Consider the following 17773-nt stretch of genomic DNA (forward strand, 5'->3'; position numbering starts at 1 on the left):
GCGGGGAGAGGGGATTCTGGAGTGCGCCTGATCTTCTTCGCCTTACGCTGCGAGGGGGGGCGCGGAGCTAGCGGCATTTCCCTTCTCCGCGCGAGCGGGAGAAGGTGGCGGCAGCCGGATGAGGGGCGTTCCCCTCGAACCTGGCAGCCGGATGAGGGGCTGCTAAGCCCGATCGAGCCCGGCTTCCTTGGCAAACGCCTTCAGCGATTTCAGTCCGAGCGACTGATACTCGAAGGGATTGCGCACGGCGGAATCCTGCTCGGCTTCGATCACCAGCCAGCCATCGTAATTGTGTTCGGCGGCGATTTTCAGGACGGGGAGGAAATCGACGCCGCCTTCGCTGTCGCCCGGAACGGTGAAGACGCCGCGGCGCACGCCTTCGAGGAAGGAGAGGCCTTCGCCTTCGACGACCTTGCGCACGGCAGTGCGCACGTTCTTGCAATGGATATGGCGGACGCGGTGCATGCATTTTTTCGCAACCTCGGCCGGGTCGGAGCCGCCGAACCAGGCATGGCCGGTGTCGAGCAAAAGCTTGGTTGCCGGACCGGTGTTCTGCATCAACAGGTCGATTTCCTCGCCGGTCTGGACGATCGTGCCCATGTGGTGATGGTAGACGAGATCGACGCCCTGGTCGGCGCAATATTGCGCGATCGCTTCGAGGTCTGCACCGAATTTCTTCCACTGGTCTGCCGGCAGCACCGGCTTGTCGTTGGCGACCGACTTGGTGTCATCGCCGTGAATGGCGTTCGAGGTCTCGCAGACGATCGCCACCTTGCAGCCATTGTGCTTCAGGAGGTCGAGATGCGGCTGGATCGCCTTCTTCTCTGTCTCGACGTCATGGGTGAGCAGGTTGGTCGAGTGCCAGCCGGAGACGAAGACGAGGTCGTAGGAGGCGAGCTTTGCCTTCAGTGCTTCCGGATCGGAAGGCATCTTGTGGCCCTTCTCGATGCCGTCGAAGCCGATCTTCTGGCAATCGGAGAGGCAATCCTCGAGCGTCAGATGCGCGCCGATCGAATGATCGTCGTCGTTGCTCCAGGCGATCGGATTGGTTCCGTAGCGGATCATGTCTTTCACTTTCTCTTGCGTCATCCGCTTGGGGCGGAAGGTTTGTTGTGTCTCACTCGTACGGCAGGGGAGGGCGACGATGGCTCCTCATCCGGCTGCCGCCACCTTCTCCCCGCTTGCAGGGAGAAGGGATATGCCGCGCTCTCCGAAGTTCCCTCTCCCCGCAGGCGGGGAGACGGTTAGGGTGAGGGGCATAAATGCGCAACGGCGCCCACGTGGACAACGCGGGCGCCGAAAGGGCAATCTCAGCCAAAGCGCTGGGAGGTCAGCGCCTTCTCGTAGCCCTTGCGGGCCTCGTTGACTTCCGTACGGTTGGAAACCTCGGGGACTGCGACATCCCACCAATGGCCGCCTTCGTCGGTGGTGATCAGCGGATCGGTGTCGATGACGATCACGGTCGTGCGGGCTTCGCCTGCCGTTTCCTTCAGCGCCGATTCCAGTTCGGAAATCGAGCCGACCTTGCGCGTGAGCGCGCCCATCGCCGCGGCGTGCGCAGCGAAATCGATCACCGGCAGCTCGACATGGTGCGTGTCGCGCAAGAGGTTGTTGAAGTTGGCACCGCCGGTTGCCATCTGCAGCCGGTTGATGCAGCCGTAGCCGGCATTGTCGAGCAGCACGATGGTGATCTTGGCGCCGAGCATGATCGACGAGGCGATCTCTGAATTCAGCATCATGTAGCTGCCGTCGCCGACCATGACGATGACGTCGCTGTCGGGGCGGGCGAGCTTGGCGCCGAGGCCGCCTGCGACTTCATAGCCCATGGTCGAGAAGCCGTATTCCATGTGGTAGCCGCCGGGCGTTTCCGCCTGCCAGAGCTTGTGCAACTCGCCGGGCAGCCCGCCTGCCGCACAGACGAGGACCGTCTCCGCTCCGCCGCGTGCACGCTGGACCGCACCGATGACCTGTGCGTCCGAAGGCAGCGCCGCATTCGTGGTTGCCGTCGCCTTGTCGGCGGCCTTCAGCCACTCGGCCTTGCCGGCCTTGGCCTTGTCGGTCCAGGCGGTGTCGGCCTTGTGATTGCCGAGCCCGGCGGAAATGCGTTCGAGGCCGATGCGCGCATCGGCGACCAGCGGCAGCCCCTCATGCTTGGCCGCATCGAACGGCTGGACATTGAGGCCGACGATCTTCAGCCCTTCGTTCTTGAACAGCGACCAGGAGCCGGTGGTGAAGTCCTGCAGCCGCGAGCCGACGGCGAGCACGACGTCGGCCGCTTCCGCCAGCTGGTTGGAGGCTGACGTGCCGGTGACGCCGACCGAACCCATGTTGAGCGGATGGCTGTGCGGCAGGGAGGACTTGCCGGCCTGGGTCTCGACAACCGGAATGCCATGCTTTTCCGCGAAGGCGGCCAGCGCCTTGCTGGCTTCCGAATAGAGCACGCCGCCGCCGGCGACGATCACCGGCTTCTCGGCTGCCTTCAGCGCAGCAATAGCAGAGGCGAGCTCATCGGCATCGGGCTCGATGCGGCGCGAAGACCAGACCTTCTCGTCGAAGAAGGCTTCCGGATAGTCATAGGCTTCCGCCTGCACGTCCTGGCAAAGCGAGAGCGTGACCGGGCCGCAATCGGCCGGATCCGTCAAAACCTGCATGGCGCGACGCAGCGCCGGGATGATCTGCTCCGGCCGGGTGATGCGGTCGAAATAGCGCGAAACCGGACGGAAGCAGTCGTTGGCCGAGATCGTGCCGTCGGCAAAACCTTCCACCTGCTGCAGCACCGGATCGGGCCTTCGATTGGCGAAGACATCGCCGGGCAGGAAAAGAACGGGCAGGCGGTTGACGTGGGCAAGGGCTGCCGACGTCACCATGTTCAGCGCCCCGGGGCCGATCGAGGTGGTGCAGGCCATGAAGCGGCGGCGGAAGCTCGCCTTGGCAAAGGCGATCGCGGCATTGGCCATGCCCTGCTCGTTCTGGGCGCGGTAGGTGGGCAGCGTATCCTTGATGCCGTGCAGCGCCTCGCCGACGCCGGCGACGTTGCCATGGCCGAAGATGGCGAAGACGCCGCCGAAGATCGGTACCTTGTTGCCGTCGATGACGGTCATCTGGCGGGTCAGGAACCGCGCCACGGCCTGTGCCATGGTCAGGCGCACGGTCTTCTGGCTCATACTCTGTTTCCTCCTCGTGGCGAAATCGTCCCGTTTCGCCGACTGTATAATTTCTCAGATCGGAATCGAGTTAAGGACTCCGCCGATCCTACGCCGCCTTTGTTTCACCCAGTTGCAGCCAGAGATCCACCAGCGCCTTGAATTTTCCGGCCATGTCGGCGATCGCCTGCTCGTCGGTCATGGTGCCGCCGAGCCAGGCCTTGCTGGCATCGGCAAAGATGGTGCGGCCGACGGCAAAACCCTTGACCGTCTTCGATGTGCGGGCCGCGGCAAAGCCGTCCTTCAGCGCCTCGTAGGGGGCTTCGAGGCCGAGCAGCACGACGCCGCGGCAGAGCGGATCGCGCTTTTCGATGACCGCATCGATCGCTGCCCAGGCGCTGCGGCTTGCCTGCGGCTCGAGCTTCCACCAGTCGGGCTTGAGGCCGGCATCGTAAAGCTCGTTGAGCGCGCGCGGAATGGTCTGGTCGTCGAGCTTGCCGTGTTTGCCGGCGATGATCTCGATCAGGATTTCGCGGCCGACCTTGCGAGCCGCCTCGAAGGCCGAGCGCAGCTTGGCCACCTGCGTCGCTTTCATCTCGGCCGGGTCGTCCGGATGGTAGAAGGACAGCACCTTGATGCAGTGGTCGACCGGCCAGTCGATCAGGCGGCTGCCGAGGTCCTGGCTGAATTCGAACTGCAGCGGCCGCGAGCCCGGAAGCTCGATCGGCTTGCCGATCCAGAAGTCGCGGTGGGCGCCGGCAGCATAAAGCGCGTCGCGGCCGTATTTGTCGTCGATCAACATGCCGAAGCCGGAACGGCCGGCCGCCACCTGTGCCGCCGCCTTGACTGCCAGAACCTTGAAGGCCGGGATGCGGGCAAGTAGCTCCGGGTTGCCGGCGGCCACATCTTCCAGCTGGCTGCGATGGTCGATCGCCAGCGCCATCAACAGCGGGATTTCGCGGCGGCGCGTGGTCGCCCAATGCACGTGATTGATCGCCTCGTCCTTGCGCAGCGCCCGTTCCTTGCTGCCCTTCTCCAGGAAGAACTGCAGCTCGGTCCAGGTCGGGATCTCAGGCGCGCAGAGCAGGCGGGAGACGGCAAAGGCGCCGCAGGCGTTGGCCCAGGTCGCGGAGGTCGCATGCGGTTCGTTCTTCAGCCAGCCGCGCAGGAAGCCGGACATGAAGGCGTCTCCGGCGCCGAGCACATTGTAGACTTCGATCGGGAAACCCTTGCCGACGATGCCGTCTTCGAGGTTATCGGAAATCGGACCGTCATAGACGATACAGCCCATCGGGCCGCGCTTCAGGACGATCGTCGCCGTGGACAGCGCCCGGATCGTCTTCAGCGCTTGCAGCAGGTCGCTTTCGCCCGACGCGATCAACACTTCTTCCTCGGTGCCGACGATCAGGTCGCAGTCGGCGAGAACTGTCTTCAGATGGGCCGAGACGCGGTCGGAGGCGATGTAGCGGCTTTCGCCGGCATCATGGCCGGCAAGGCCCCAGAGGTTCGGGCGGTAGTCGATGTCGAAGACGATCTTCGCGCCGTTTTCCTTGGCGATACGCATCGCCTTGCGCTGCGCCGCATCGGTGTTGGGCTTGGAAAAGTGCGTGCCGGAAACCAGGATGGCCCGCGCCGAACGAATGAAGTCTTCAGAAACGTCGTCTTCGCACAGCGCATTGTCGGCGCAGTTGTCGCGGTAGAACAGCAGCGGAAAGGACTTGTCGTTCTCGACGGCGAGGATGGCGAGCGCCGTCAGGCGCTCCGGGTCGGTTACCATGCCGCGGGTCTCGACGCCTTCGCGGGTCAGCTGCTCACGAATGAAACGGCCCATCTGCTCGTCGCCGACGCGGGTCAAAAGCGCCGACTTCAACCCGAGCCGCGCGGTGCCGACGGAGATGTTGCAGGGGCAGCCGCCGACCGATTTGGCAAAGCTCGCAACGTCCTCAAGCCGGGTGCCGATCTGCTGGCCATAGAGGTCGACCGATGCCCGGCCTATGGTGATGAGGTCGAGCGGCTTTGCTCCCTGTGGCGAAACGTTCTGGCTCACTGCTTCCTCCCCGCGGACGCCTTTGCGGCCCCGACCATTCTCGTTCTGTGGGTGATGCAGGTATGAAACATAAATTCCGGCGTTTCGTCAATATAGAATTTTCATTCTATCCGTTCTATTCCGTCCTCGTCTCTTCAAGCAGGCGGCGACGCTTCTCGGCAATGGCGACTGTCAGCGCCATGGCGAAGGCCATGCTGGCGGAAAGCGAGCGGAAGCCGGCGTGATCCGCCTCGACCAGTTCGAACCAGACCTTGGAAGATTCCGCCAGCGGCGAGAACGCCGAGTCGGTCAGCGACACCACCGGCACCTTGCGCTCGGCAAGCAGCCGCGCCTGGGTGGCGCTTTCGGAGGCGTAAGGCGAGAAGCTGACGGCAAACGCGGCATCGTTCTTGCCAGCCATCGCCAGCATGTCGTCATCGATGCCGGCGGCCGTGCCGACCAGCTGGTATTTCACCTTCAGCTTGCCGAAGGCATAGGCCATGTAGCTGGAGATCGGATAGGAGCGGCGCTTGGCGATCAGATAGACCGTCTCGGCCTTGGCGAGGATGTCGACCGCGCGCTCAAAGGCTTCCGGGTCGACCGAGGTTGCGATGTTGTCGAGCGAGCGGTGGGCGGCGGCGACGAAGCCGTTGAAGATCGAGCCGCTCTCGAGCTTGCTGTGTTCGTTCTCGCTCAGTGCCTTCAGCCGGTCTTCGTAGCCAGGCGTGCGCTCGCGCAGGCGGGCGCGGAAAATCTGTTGCAGGCTGGAGAAGCCCTCGAAGCCGAAGTGCTGGGCAAAGCGCACCAGGGTCGACGGCTGGACGTCGGCCGAGGTGGCGATGCTTGCGGCGGTGCCGAAGGCAATCTCGTCGGGATTGTCAAGCGAATAGGCGGCCACCTGCTTCAACCGTTTCGGCAGCTGCGCCTTTCGCTCCAGAATGACCGCCTTCAGCGCTTCGAAATCCTGCGGGACCTCCGTCGTCGTTTCAGGCGTTGCCATTCTTGTCTGTCTCCAGTCTGACCCGTGTTCTCTAGTGACCTCACACTAATCGAATAGCGGCGGCTGGGATAGAACAGGCATTCCATTTTTTGCCGCCTTTTCCATTCCGACTTTTCGTCAGCCGATCTGGACCCATTCGTTGGTCTTTGCCGATTGATAGGTGGCCGAGAGCACCTTCTGCACCTCATAACCCTCGCGGAAATCGGTCGATGGCGGTTTGCCCTTGGCGATCGCCTCAAGGAACTCGTTCACCTCGATGGCCTTCAGATCATTGAAGCCGATCTGGTGGCCGGGTGCCACGCAGAAGGCGCCGTAGGGCGGATGCTCGGGCCCGGCCCAGATGGTGCGGAAGCCGCGGCTGCGAATATCGTCGCCGGTGGAGTAGACGCGGATCTCGTTCAGGCGCTCCTGCGTGAAGACGATGCTGCCCTTGGAGCCGTAGATCTCGAAATCGTGCTGCATCTTGCGGCCGGTGGCGATCCAGTTGGCCTCGAAGCTGCCGGTCGCGCCGTTTTCGAAGCGCACGAAGGCACGGGTGATGTCGTCGACCTCGACGGCGCGCATCTCGCTGGCGCCGGCAGAGACGGGGCGCTCAGGGATCTGGATGATGGTTTCGGCAAGCACCGATTTGATCGGCCCGACGAGGTGACGCATGGAGGCGATGATGTGGCTGCCGATATCGGCAAGCGCGCCGCCGCCGCTGGCCGGGTTCAGCCGCCAGCCCCACGGCACCGAGGCATCGGCCATGAAGTCTTCGGCATGGACGCCGCGCATGGAGCGGATCTCGCCGATCTCGCCGCTCTCGATGATGTCCTTGGCGAGGAAGATCAGCGGGTTTTTCAGGTAGTTGAAACCGACCTGGGTCGTGACGCCGGCCTTTTCCGCAGCCGCGACCATTTCGGCGCAGTCAGTGACCATCGGCGCCAGCGGCTTTTCGCAATAGACATGTTTGCCATGGGCAATGGCCGCCAACGCCATCTCCTTGTGCAGAAGGTTCGGCGTGGTAATGTCGATGATGTCGATGTCGGGGTCGGTCAAAAGTTCGCGCCAGTCCGCCGTCGCCTTGCGAAAGCCGAGACGCCGGCGGGCGTTTTCCGCGCTTTCGGTGGTCACATCGGCAACCGAAACCAGGTCAAGCTCGAAGGGCAGATCGAACACCCGCGCGGCGATGGTAAAGCCGAGCGCATGCGCCTTGCCCATGAAGCCCGTGCCAATCAGGCCCACACCCAGTTTCTTCTTGCTGCTCATGCCATTCCTCCGGGGTCAACGACCGTGTCGTGGCTCGGAATGAAATGAAATGTGCAAGATTTGTCAACATGGAATATTTGTTCGAAAATATATTGGAGGTCTATGGAGGCGCCTTGGTTGATGTTTCTGTCGAGACAGCGCGATCGGGTGGCCGAGAATACGGTCCCGGCAGAGCCTGGATGAATTTGTTAACGCATTTTTACCATGTTTCGTCGGAACATCGCTCATGGTTAACGAATCGCATCCGTATGAACGGTGCGAAACCGGAGTGATTTCAGCATGTGCCGCTGGGCAGCCTATCGCGGGGAGCCGCTCTATCTCGAGGAACTGGTGACCTCTCCGGCGCACTCGCTGATCGAGCAGTCCCATTGCGCCACGCGGGCAAAGACGGCGACCAACGGCGACGGCTTCGGCATTGCCTGGTACGGCGACCATCCGGAACCTGGGCGCTACCGCGACATTCTCCCCGCCTGGTCCGACTGCAATCTGAAGAGCATTGCCCGCCAGATCCGCTCGCCGCTGTTCCTCGCCCATGTGCGGGCGTCGACCGGTGGCGGCACCCGGCGCGACAACTGCCATCCCTTCGTCTTCGGGCGCTGGTCCTTCATGCACAACGGCCAGATCGGCGACTTCGAACATCTGCGCCGGCCGATGGAGAGCATGCTCGACAACGACCTCTATTCGGCCCGCACCGGCACGACGGATTCCGAACTCCTGTTCCTGCTCGCCATGCAGTTTGGTCTCGACCACAATCCGCTCGGCGCGATCGCCGAAGCGCTGGCCTTCATCGAACAGCTTGCCGAACATCTGGAGCGCCAGGTTCTGGTGCGCTTCACCGCCGCCTTCTCTGACGGCAACGATCTTTATGCGGTGCGCTATGCCTCCGACTGGAAGGCGCCGACGCTCTACGCAGCACCCATGGGCCCGAGCGGCGGTTACTGTCTTGTCTCCGAACCGCTCAACGACGACGACGGCGCCTGGGTCGAAATTCCTGACGGCACGGCCGTGATCGTCGGCGAAAACGGCGTCGATGTCAGGCTGTTCTCGACGCAGGGCGCGCCGGTACGCAAGCACCGTTCGGCCTGAGGCTTTCAGCATATCGGTGGGCAGTGAGCGGCCCCTCATTCGGCTGCCGCCACCTTCTCCCCGTTTTCACGGGGAGAAGGGATACGCCGCACTCGCGCGTTCCTTTTGCTGCGGATGCTTCATCCACACAGGGCACGTTCCCTCGCCCCGCCTGCGGGGAGAGGGTTAGGGTGAGGGGCTTTTTGGCCAGGTACGGCGATTGATCAACCCTGTTCTCTTCGCTCCAGCTCAGCCGCAATCAGCGCCGCCAATTTTTCGGCAACCGCTTCCTTGTCCATCTCCGGCCAGTCGTCGTTGCCGTCGGCCGAGATCAGCTTCACCCGGTTGCGATCGCCACCCATGATGCCGGTTGCGGCGAGACGTCGTTGGCGAGAATGTAATCGGCACCCTTGCGCTCGAGCTTCGAGCGGCCGTTGTCGGCGACGTTCTCCGTCTCGGCGGCAAAGCCGACGACCAGCTTCGGCCGGTTTGCATGGTGGCCGACCGTCTTGAGGATGTCCGGGTTCTCGGCCAATTGAAGCGGTGGCGGCGCTTCGCCCGGCTTCTTCTTGATCTTGTTGCCGGCCGCACTTGCCACCCGCCAGTCGGCAACGGCCGCGACCATCACCGCAACGTCGGCGGGAAGGGCGGCAAGCACTGCATCGCGCATTTCCTCGGCGCGCTCGACATGGATCACGTTGACACCTGTGGGATCGGGGATCGTCACAGGGCCGGACACCAGCGTCACATCCGCGCCGAGCCTGGCGAGCGCCGCGGCAATGGCGTGGCCCTGCTTGCCCGACGAGCGGTTGGCGATGTAGCGCACCGGGTCGATCGGCTCATGCGTCGGGCCGGATGTGACGACCGCCTTGCGTCCGGCAAGTGGCTTCGCGCCGCCTGCAAGCAGGTTTTCGACGGCAGCGACGATCGCCAGCGGCTCGCTCATCCGTCCTTCTCCGGCCTCGCCGCTCTCCGCCATTTCGCCGGCTTCAGGGCCGATGAAATGGATGCCGTCGGCGGCGAGCGTCGCGCGGTTGCGCCGGGTTGCCGGGTGCGCCCACATCTTCGGGTTCATCGCCGGCGCGACCAGCACCGGACGGTCGGTGGCCAGCAGGATGGTCGAGGCGAGATCGTCGGCATGACCGTTCGCCATCTTCGCCATCAGGTCGGCGGTAACAGGGGCGACGACGATCAGATCGCATTCGCGCGCCAGCCGGATATGGCCGACATCCTGTTCGTCCTCGCGCGAAAACAGCTCGAGATAGACATGCGAGGCGGAAAGCGCGCCGACGGCAAGCGGTGTCACGAACTGTTGCGCACCTGATGTCATGACTGGCCGGACGCTGGCGCCGCGCTCGCGCAGCCGGCGGATAAGGTCCAGGCTCTTATAGGCCGCAATGCCGCCGGAGATGATCAGGAGAATGCGTTTGCCCGACAGTGTCATTGCGTCCCAGCCTTGCGGCCGCCTTCTTAACCGGAGTTCTTTCCGGTTCAGCCATGGTGTTCAACAGCATCCCTTTCGACGGCTTCGCCGGCGGAGGGACGCGGTTGCAGCGACCCTACTTGAGCGTTTCATCGGGCGCAACGTGTCTGGCCGAACGCCACAATTGCAGCCGTGGCGGCGCACGCCTGGAGGGGCGTTCGGCGATCCTTGCGCGCCGGCAGCAGATCACCCGATCCAGATGGCGCGCCTGGCCGCGTTCCCTTTCTAGCGGCGAATATCCCTTGGTATCTCACTGCCGAAGGCGCATAGTGCATCCATCATCGACCGATCGAACGGGCGTCGGTGGCTGAGAGATCGTTACGCTTTCGCCCCAACTGAGGAGATCGCGTGATGCACCCCATCGACGGATTTCGTGGGCGACCGATCCTTCCCGAGGAATTCCCGATGGTTGCCGATGTTTTTCGGGATGCCGTCCGGGTGCGATACCCGGCGCTTGATCGCGAAGAGGGCGAGGCAATCCTGGCCCGACTCATGGACTTGCACCACAGCCGTGTCGAAAGTCGGCTGCCCCTGGTCCAATAGCTGTCGACCTTCGGATCTGCCGTCCTCAGCAGCCAAAACGCGTCGCGGATGCCGCTCCAGATTTCCGCGCGGGCCTCCCGCACCTCATAAGATGACACGCAGGCGATCGCGTGGCCCGGCCCCAACGGCCGTCGGGCATTTCGACGCCAGGGAGAATGCCATGCTTCATACCTTTGCAATGCATATTCGCCGCTATGACTACGCGCTTGCCGCAATCAAGATGTCGCTCATCCTGTCCCTGCTGGTGATCGCGCTGATCACGCTGAACGGTCTCGTCTGGTAATCGTCCAAAGGCGGCACCATCTGCTCCAGACCGGGCGACCACGCTCGTGTGCCGCCCACACTGTGTTCCAATACCATCTCCAATCGATCAGTGCCGAACGCGGCCGGATCTGGCTTCAAAGCAAGCAGAATGCCGGTTGCACGGGCGCCAAGGATGTTTCCAGACTGAGCGGCGACCAAGTGCTCACGGTTCGCGGCGAGCGGCTATGGCATCCTTCCCTTGAAGAAAACACGATCGATGTTATCTTTGCATCGATAGAAATTACCACAGGATACACGCATCGATGGATTTCCACCTGACAGCAAAGCCCACTCTTTTTGCCATCAGGGAAATCCGTATCCATGCCTGTTTCGATCTCGCTCTCCCATCTCACCTGGTCAACGCCTGACGGCCGCAGCCTCTTTTCCGACCTGAGCCTGACGTTCGGCCCGGCGCGCTCTGGCCTTGTCGGGCGCAATGGCGTCGGCAAAAGCACGCTGCTGAAGCTGATTGCGGGAACACTCCAGCCGCAGGCCGGCACAGTCTCGGTCGACGGCAGCCTCGGCATCCTGCGCCAGACGGTGCAGGTCGCCGAACAGGAGAGCGTCGCCGACCTCTTCGGCATTGCCGATGCGCTGGCGCTTCTACGCCGAGCGGAGGAAGGCACCGCCAGCATCGACGAGCTGTCGATTGCCGACTGGACGCTGGAGGCGCGACTGGCCGCAGCGCTCGCTCGCCTCGGGCTGGAGGCAGAAGCGCAGACGCCGCTCTCATCGCTATCCGGCGGGCAGCTGACCCGTGCCAAGCTGGCGGCATTGGTCTTTGCCGATCCCGATTTCATCCTGCTCGACGAACCCACCAACAATCTCGACCGCGCCGGGCGCGAGGCAGTGATCGAGCTGATGGCGAACTGGCGTGGCGGCGCCATCGTCGTGAGCCACGATCGCGAGCTTCTCGACACGATGGATGTGATCGTCGAACTCACCTCTCTCGGCGCCACCAGCTACGGCGGCAACTGGAGCCACTATCGCGAGCGCAAGGCGATCGAACTCGCATCGGCCCGGCACGATCTTGCCGACGCGGAACGACGCCTTGCGGAGGTCGACCGCAAGACGCAGGAGCTCGCGGAGCGCAAGGCCCGAAAGGATAGCGCCGGCCGCAGAAAGCGCGCCAAAGGTGACGAGCCGCTTCTGCTGCTCGATGCGAAGAAGGAGCGCAGCGAAAAGACGGCGGGCGACAACGCGCGGCTTTCCGAGCGGCGACGCGATCAGGCGCTCGGCGATCTTGCCGCCGCCCGCGAACGCATCGAGATCCTCCAGCCGTTTTCGGTCCGGCTGCCTTCGACCGGGCTGCCGCCCGGCCGTGCCGTTCTTCAGGTCGATGATGTCAGCGCCGGTTATATCCCGGACCGTCCGGTGCTCGCCAATCTGTCGCTGACGATTGCCGGGCCGGAGCGGGTGGCGATCACCGGCCGCAACGGTTCAGGCAAGACGACGTTTCTGTCGCTGATGTCAGGCAAGCTTGCTCCCTGGTCGGGTCAGGTTCGGGTTCTGACGGACTTTGCCATTCTGGATCAACAGGTGAGCCTGCTCGATCCGCAGGTGTCGATCCGCGACAACTTCCGCCGGCTCCATCCCGGCGCCGGCGAAAACGCCTGTCGGGCGGCGCTCGCGCGGTTCATGTTCCGCGCCGACGCGGCACTGCAGCGCGTCTCCAGCCTGAGTGGCGGGCAGATGCTGCGTGCGGGGCTCGCCTGCGTGCTTGGCGGCGAGAGCCCGCCTGATCTCCTGATTCTCGACGAGCCGACCAACCATCTCGATATCGATTCCATCGAGACGGTGGAGGCGGGACTGCGGGCTTTCGACGGGGCGCTCATCGTCGTCAGCCACGACGAGGCGTTTCTGGAGGCGATCGGCATAACGCGCCGGATCGATCTGACGACCCCGTCGGCAGGTCGTCGCTCGAACGTTCGTTAAAGGCGGATGATTTCGGGCGGCACGCCGGCAGTGGGCGCTACTGCGCCCATTTCACGTCGCCGGTAAAGGCGATCGTCAGCCAGCGATCGCGCCCGGCCTCGCCGATTTCCGCGCCGATCTCGGCGCGGATCGCATCGAGGCTCGCAAGCGTATCCACCCGGGTTTCGGCCGATCCGATCAGGTAGATCTCGATCAGCCGGGCCCTGCCGACCTTGGCGACGTATGTGCGATAATCGGCAAAGCCGTGGCGGCTGGCGGCATTGCGCGCTGCCTCGCGCACTTTCTCGTCCAGTTCCGCCGGGGCGACTAGGAAGATTTCCTTCAGCGCGGCATAGACGGTCTTCAGCGGAAGCGGGATCAGGCAAAGTGTCAGAACCACCAGAATTGCCGGGTCGGCATAGGGCGTCCAGTCTTCATAGGCGGTGCCCTTCAGCATCGCGGCGACCACGAAAGCAACAAGCAGGGCTGCGGTAATCGTGCCCGACATCGCCCAGGCACGCACATCCAACGCCAGGAATTCCGAGCTGATCGTGCGGTTCGCCCGCCGCCCGTAGATGAACATCACGATGCAGATGACGACGACGACGGCGGCATAGGCGATCGCCCAGTCGAAGGCGAGTTCGCGGCCGCCCGACAGCAGCGAGTCGACGGCGTTGATAAGGGCGTAGAAGGAGAGCGTCGTGAGTAGGCCGGCGTTTAACAGCAGGACCATCGGCTCGATATGCCAGAAGCCCATTTGAAAGCGGCTGCTTTCCCGTGGGATCAGCCGCGTCACTCCCAGCGCCAGCAGCGTCATGGCGGCGTCGACGACGGAAAACACCCCGTCGAACACGATCGACACCGATCCGGACAACAGGCCGAACAGCACGCCTGTCGCGCCGACGACGATGGTGGCGGCGATCGATCGCTTGAGGACGGTTTGTTCGGTGGCGGTGGTCATGATCTTGTATTCACTCCTGTTTCGACGCGGTGCTTAGGCTGTGCCAGTGACGAAATGGTGACGGTGATCACGCAGACGAGGCGATGGTAGCGCTTCCGGTTGGCAAGAAAAAGCGGCGGCAGCGCTGCCCTGCGGCGATCTCGTGTCGCACCAGGGAGGCGATCGATGAGCCCAAGCATGATGATTGTGAACACGAATACCACCCCTGCGTGGGGCAATGCTGCCTCCGGCCCTAGGCGAATTGACCGAAGCGCATGAGATCTCGGCCGACGGCGCTGCCATCGAGCGCATCGGTGCGTGCCGCCTGCGGGCGGGGCGGCGGCATGGAATGGCCGATTGCAAACAGGAGCGCGCTTGCCGCTGAAAGCAGCGCGAACAGCAGGAACATGCCGGCGCCGCCGCTTGCGCCGAGTGCAAGGCCGCCGATGAGCGGCCCAAGGAAATTGCCGACGGTGGACAGTGAATGGGCGCCGAAATAGGTGCCGCGATTGCCGGCATCCTGCCGTCGACCAGCACATATTCCGAGGGCACGACGAGCACCTCGCCGATGGTGAAGAGGATCATCGAGGCGACCAGCATTTCGACGCCGGACGAGGCTGCAAAGCCGATTTCACCAAGCAGGAACAGCAGGCAGCCGAGCGACAGCGCCTTGAGCGCGCCGATCCTTTCAATGACGAAGCGGGCGGGCGTGCTGGCGACGAGCACCGTTGCTGCGTTGGTCGAAACCAGCAGCGCGAACAGGGTGACGCCATCCTCGAAGCCGGTGTTGAGATATTGCGACAATGTCACCGACCATTGACCATGAACGGCCAAAAGCAGGGTGCCGCCGATGACGAAGAAGATCAGTCGGCGGTCGCGCAAGGCAGCGACAAGCCCGCGCCAGCCGCCCGTGGTGTTGGACCCCGGTCCCGTCTCGACCGCCCGTCTGTTGCTCGCTTCCGGCACGGTGAAGAACAGCACGAGGCCGAAGGCCGCATGCATGATGCCGGCAATGATGAATAGGGTCGAATAGGCAGCGCCGACCCAGACGCCGATCAACGGCCCGACGGCCCAGCCGGCATTGATCGCCAGATAGCGCCAGGAGAATACCCGCAGGCGCAGATGCGCTGGCGCGGCATCGCTCATCAATGCGCGCGAAACCGGTTCATAGACGGCGGCGGCAACCGCAGAGACGATATGCGCCAGCGCGAAGGCGGCGATCGAGTGCGCCAGCCCGAGCCCCGCCAGCGCCAGTCCGGCCATGAAGAGCGCTATGGTCAGCACACCCGTTCGGCCGATGCGATCGGACAGGCTGCCGGCAAACGGGCTGATGATCGCGCCGAGCAGGGGGCCCGCGCCAATCAGGACGCCGATACCTGCCGGGGTAAGGCCAAAATCCCGCTGCAGGCGGATCGCGAGGAAGGTCAGGCTCATGCCCTTGGCGATCGTCACCACGCCGGAGCCGGCGATGAGAAGCAGCGCCACCAGGCGGCCCGTGCGTTCGGAAAAGGCATTCATCGCAGCACCCGCGGGCTGGGCCGCCGACGTTCTCCGAGGAACGCTGGGCGGCAGGGAGGAGAGGGCAATCTCACCTTCGCGATTACACTCGCCGCGTGTGTTCGGCAAGGGCTCTGGTTGTCGAGACACCGTCGGTCGGCGTGAGCAGGCGGGTTGTTCCGGCGCCTCACTGCCTTTGCCGTGCCCGTCCGCCCGTCGGAGGCACCACCGGCCGGCGCTGGCAGTGGCCGCCGCAGGGGGCTGCCCAAGCTGTGGCTGGGCTTGACCGGTGCCGGCCGCTTGTCAGCCCTCTTTTTGACGATGCTGCCATTCCGCATAGAGCGGTGCCAGGTCGTTATCGTCGACCGGCACATGGCGAAAGCGCATCGACTGTTCGCCAAGGGGTTTTGCCAGTTCGGCATAGACTGCCGCCGTCGACAGCCCGTAGGGTTCGGCGTCGGCATTCGAGTGGGCGTAGGCGATCTCGGTGATGCCGGCCATGCGCATGGCCGCAATGCACATCGGGCAGGGTTGGCCGCTGGCATAGATCGCAACGCCTTCAAGACGGGGAGACCCGAGGCGCTTTGCCGCCAGGCGAAGGGCATTCATCTCGGCATGCGATGTCGGATCGCCGGTTTCAAGCATCTCGTTGACGCCGCTGGCGATAACCTCGCCGTTGCGAACGGCAACCGCGCCGAAGGGACGGCCACCTTTTTCGACATTGGCGCGGGCAAGGGCGACAGCCTCGCCGAGAAAGCGTCTTTCCTGCTTCATGTCCCCTCCGATTTCAACGGGCGCCGGCGGCGGTAAGCAGCTTTTCAATCCGGCCATAGCCGCGCTGCCGGGCGTGGCTCAATGGGCTCACGCCCTCGCCATCGGCAAGATTGACGTTCGCGCCCGCGTCGATCAGCAATCGCACGATCTCCGTATGCTTTTCGCCGCCGGTGCCGAGAATGATGGCTTCGATCAGCGCCGTCCAGCCCAGCCGGTTGACGTGATCGACATCGACGCCCGCCTCGATCAGCGTCTTCACCGTTTCGACGTGGCCGCGTTCTGCCGCAGGGATCAGCGCCGTGCCGCCGTAACGGTTGGTGCTTTTGAGGTCGGCGCCGTTGGCAAGCGTCAGCTTCAGGATTTCGAGATGGCCGCGCGCGCCAGCATAGAGGTAGGGACTGTCCTCGATCTTGTCCTTCGCATTGACATCCGCGCCGGCTTCGATGAGCGCGCGGGCAGCGTCGATGCGGTTTTCGTGTGTGGCGACGAGCAGAGCGGTCGCGCCGCTTGCGTCACGCGCGTCGAGCGTTGCTCCGCGCTTGATCAATTCGCGCAGTTCGGCGGCGTTGCCGGCCGAAGCTGCGGCAATCATTTCCTTTTCAAGCATGGCGGCTCCTGCAGCGGCGGGAAGAAGGGCTGAGGCGAAGAGTGCAATCCCGAGCAGCCACCCGGTCGATGGTGAGTTCATGGGGGTCATTCCAGTCGTTTAGCCAGTCGTATGGTCAGCCGGGCAAACGGCGCCCGGCTGCAGGTTTTACTGCATAACCCCTGAAACCAGCATCAATTTGCGGTGAAGTTCACCTGCGAAATTGAAGCTTCTGAACGCCATGTCTGACGCACGATGCAATAATAAATGACCGCCTTGAGCCGGTCGCTTGTATTTTCAAGGGAGGGGCAGGGCGGACAGACGCGGCAACTCAGAGCATCGATCGGCTGAGACCGCCGTCGACGGGAAGTGCCACGCCCGTGACATAGGCCGCGGGCGGCCGCGAGAAATGCGGCGGCAGCGCCGAATTCCGCCGGCGTTCCATAGCGGCCGATTGGAATATCCGCCTGGCTGCGCGCGGCAACCGTGGCGATATCGACGCCTTCGTTCTCGGCGTCCATGCGGTCGAAGCCCAAGGTGCGGTCGGTCGCAAGCCGCCCCGGCAACAGCATGTTGACGGTCACGCCGTCGGCGGCGACTTCGCCGGCCAGCGTCTTCAGCCAGCCGGCAACAGCGCTTCGAAGCGCGTTGGAGGCGGTCAGGCCCGGGATCGGCTCGCGGATGCTGGTCGAAGCGACGGCAATGATGCGGCCGAAACCGCGCTCCCTCATGCCGGGCAGAACCCGGCCGGTGATGCGCATGCCGGCGAGCACCATGGTCTCGAACTGCGTCCGCCAGAACTCCGGCTCGATGGTGGACGCAAGCGACGGCGGCGGCCCGCCGCCATTCAGGATGAGAATGTCGATCGCGCCGAAATCGGCGGCGAGCCGATCGAGCAGCGCGTCGAGGCTTTCGGGCTTGGAAAGATCGAGCGCAAAACCGCGGGCGCTCGAACTGAGCTCTGCTGCGACCTTTTCGGCCGTAGTTGCGTCGCGACCGGTCACCGCGACGGCAACGCCTTCAGCCGCGAGTGCTTCGGCGATGCCGCGTCCAAGCCCCTTGCTGCCGCCGAGCACGAGCGCCTTCTTGCCTGTGATGCCGAGATCCATGACGGTCTACCTTCCCATGCGATTTGCGTTGCTGCTTTTGGAGCCCGGCAGCGACGCGGCGTCAATGGGGTAAGCGGATGGGAACCGGCAATTCGGATGAAGGTGATGAGCGCCAGACGTCGAAAAGCCCGGCCGGAAACCG

The 17773-nt window shown here is 63.9% G+C and carries 12 protein-coding genes and 2 pseudogenes; 3 read left to right on the forward strand and 11 right to left on the reverse strand.

All coding sequences use genetic code 11. The features are described from left to right. Positions 1-162: 162 nt before the first annotated feature. The 5 genes from iolE to BKP54_RS09225 form a co-directional block, all read right to left on the reverse strand. Positions 163-1065, reverse strand: coding sequence for a myo-inosose-2 dehydratase (iolE, locus tag BKP54_RS09205; RefSeq protein ID WP_025425641.1), 903 nt, complete (start codon positions 1063-1065; stop codon positions 163-165). 245 nt (positions 1066-1310) lie between these two features. Then, positions 1311-3164 carry a 3D-(3,5/4)-trihydroxycyclohexane-1,2-dione acylhydrolase (decyclizing) gene (gene iolD, locus BKP54_RS09210; RefSeq protein WP_025425642.1) on the reverse strand — a complete coding sequence of 618 codons (1854 nt, stop codon included), beginning with the start codon at positions 3162-3164 and terminating at the stop codon, positions 1311-1313. Between the two features lie 88 nt (positions 3165-3252). Beyond that, entirely contained in the window at positions 3253-5190 is a 1938-nt protein-coding gene (iolC, locus tag BKP54_RS09215) for a 5-dehydro-2-deoxygluconokinase (protein WP_025425643.1), read from the reverse strand. Between the two features lie 115 nt (positions 5191-5305). After that, complete coding sequence (locus tag BKP54_RS09220) at positions 5306-6169, reverse strand: MurR/RpiR family transcriptional regulator (protein ID WP_025425644.1); 864 nt, start codon at positions 6167-6169, stop codon at positions 5306-5308. Between the two features lie 117 nt (positions 6170-6286). Then, complete coding sequence (locus BKP54_RS09225) at positions 6287-7417, reverse strand: Gfo/Idh/MocA family oxidoreductase (protein ID WP_025425645.1); 1131 nt, start codon at positions 7415-7417, stop codon at positions 6287-6289. Between the two features lie 279 nt (positions 7418-7696). Between BKP54_RS09225 and BKP54_RS09230 the strand changes: the two genes are divergently transcribed. After that, positions 7697-8503: a class II glutamine amidotransferase gene (locus BKP54_RS09230; protein ID WP_025425646.1), complete on the forward strand. Its 807-nt coding sequence runs from the start codon at positions 7697-7699 to the stop codon at positions 8501-8503. A 203-nt stretch (positions 8504-8706) separates the two neighbouring features. Here BKP54_RS09230 and coaBC read toward each other — a convergent pair. Continuing rightward, positions 8707-9926: pseudogene (coaBC, locus tag BKP54_RS09240) on the reverse strand (bifunctional phosphopantothenoylcysteine decarboxylase/phosphopantothenate--cysteine ligase CoaBC). Positions 9927-10668: 742 nt separating this feature from the next. Between coaBC and BKP54_RS37090 the strand changes: the two are divergent. Both BKP54_RS37090 and BKP54_RS09255 read left to right on the forward strand, forming a co-directional pair. Further along, positions 10669-10791 (forward strand): hypothetical protein, encoded by a 123-nt coding sequence (locus BKP54_RS37090; protein WP_255569781.1) that lies wholly within the window; start codon positions 10669-10671, stop codon positions 10789-10791. A 341-nt stretch (positions 10792-11132) separates the two neighbouring features. Then, entirely contained in the window at positions 11133-12746 is a 1614-nt protein-coding gene (locus BKP54_RS09255) for an ABC-F family ATP-binding cassette domain-containing protein (RefSeq protein WP_025425650.1), read from the forward strand. 37 nt (positions 12747-12783) lie between these two features. On the opposite strand, the gene BKP54_RS09260 is transcribed toward BKP54_RS09255, so the two are convergent. From BKP54_RS09260 to BKP54_RS09280, 5 genes and pseudogenes are all read right to left on the reverse strand, one after another. Beyond that, positions 12784-13686 carry a cation transporter gene (locus BKP54_RS09260; protein WP_084814363.1) on the reverse strand — a complete coding sequence of 301 codons (903 nt, stop codon included), beginning with the start codon at positions 13684-13686 and terminating at the stop codon, positions 12784-12786. Positions 13687-13719: 33 nt separating this feature from the next. After that, positions 13720-15183 carry an MFS transporter gene (locus BKP54_RS09265; protein WP_057204302.1) on the reverse strand — a complete coding sequence of 488 codons (1464 nt, stop codon included), beginning with the start codon at positions 15181-15183 and terminating at the stop codon, positions 13720-13722. 282 nt (positions 15184-15465) lie between these two features. Beyond that, positions 15466-15936, reverse strand: coding sequence for a nucleoside deaminase (locus tag BKP54_RS09270; RefSeq protein ID WP_025425652.1), 471 nt, complete (start codon positions 15934-15936; stop codon positions 15466-15468). 13 nt (positions 15937-15949) lie between these two features. Then, complete coding sequence (locus BKP54_RS09275; RefSeq protein WP_025425653.1) at positions 15950-16543, reverse strand: ankyrin repeat domain-containing protein; 594 nt, start codon at positions 16541-16543, stop codon at positions 15950-15952. Positions 16544-16853: 310 nt separating this feature from the next. After that, positions 16854-17631: pseudogene (locus BKP54_RS09280) on the reverse strand (SDR family oxidoreductase). Positions 17632-17773 lie beyond the last annotated feature (142 nt).

It is taken from the genome of Ensifer sp. 1H6 (assembly GCF_001976035.1).
Classification (GTDB): domain Bacteria; phylum Pseudomonadota; class Alphaproteobacteria; order Rhizobiales; family Rhizobiaceae; genus Ensifer; species Ensifer canadensis.

Excerpts from the sequence above, each read along its gene's own strand:
- iolE (WP_025425641.1), bottom strand. The coding sequence starts at position 1,065 with ATGATCCGCTACGGAACCAATCCGATCGCCTGGAGCAACGACGACGAT.
- iolD (WP_025425642.1), bottom strand. The coding sequence starts at position 3,164 with ATGAGCCAGAAGACCGTGCGCCTGACCATGGCACAGGCCGTGGCGCGG.
- BKP54_RS09220 (WP_025425644.1), bottom strand. The coding sequence starts at position 6,169 with ATGGCAACGCCTGAAACGACGACGGAGGTCCCGCAGGATTTCGAAGCG.
- BKP54_RS09225 (WP_025425645.1), bottom strand. The coding sequence starts at position 7,417 with ATGAGCAGCAAGAAGAAACTGGGTGTGGGCCTGATTGGCACGGGCTTC.
- BKP54_RS09230 (WP_025425646.1), top strand. The coding sequence starts at position 7,697 with ATGTGCCGCTGGGCAGCCTATCGCGGGGAGCCGCTCTATCTCGAGGAA.
- BKP54_RS37090 (WP_255569781.1), top strand. The coding sequence starts at position 10,669 with ATGCTTCATACCTTTGCAATGCATATTCGCCGCTATGACTACGCGCTT.
- BKP54_RS09255 (WP_025425650.1), top strand. The coding sequence starts at position 11,133 with ATGCCTGTTTCGATCTCGCTCTCCCATCTCACCTGGTCAACGCCTGAC.
- BKP54_RS09260 (WP_084814363.1), bottom strand. The coding sequence starts at position 13,686 with ATGACCACCGCCACCGAACAAACCGTCCTCAAGCGATCGATCGCCGCC.
- BKP54_RS09265 (WP_057204302.1), bottom strand. The coding sequence starts at position 15,183 with ATGAATGCCTTTTCCGAACGCACGGGCCGCCTGGTGGCGCTGCTTCTC.
- BKP54_RS09270 (WP_025425652.1), bottom strand. The coding sequence starts at position 15,936 with ATGAAGCAGGAAAGACGCTTTCTCGGCGAGGCTGTCGCCCTTGCCCGC.
- BKP54_RS09275 (WP_025425653.1), bottom strand. The coding sequence starts at position 16,543 with ATGCTTGAAAAGGAAATGATTGCCGCAGCTTCGGCCGGCAACGCCGCC.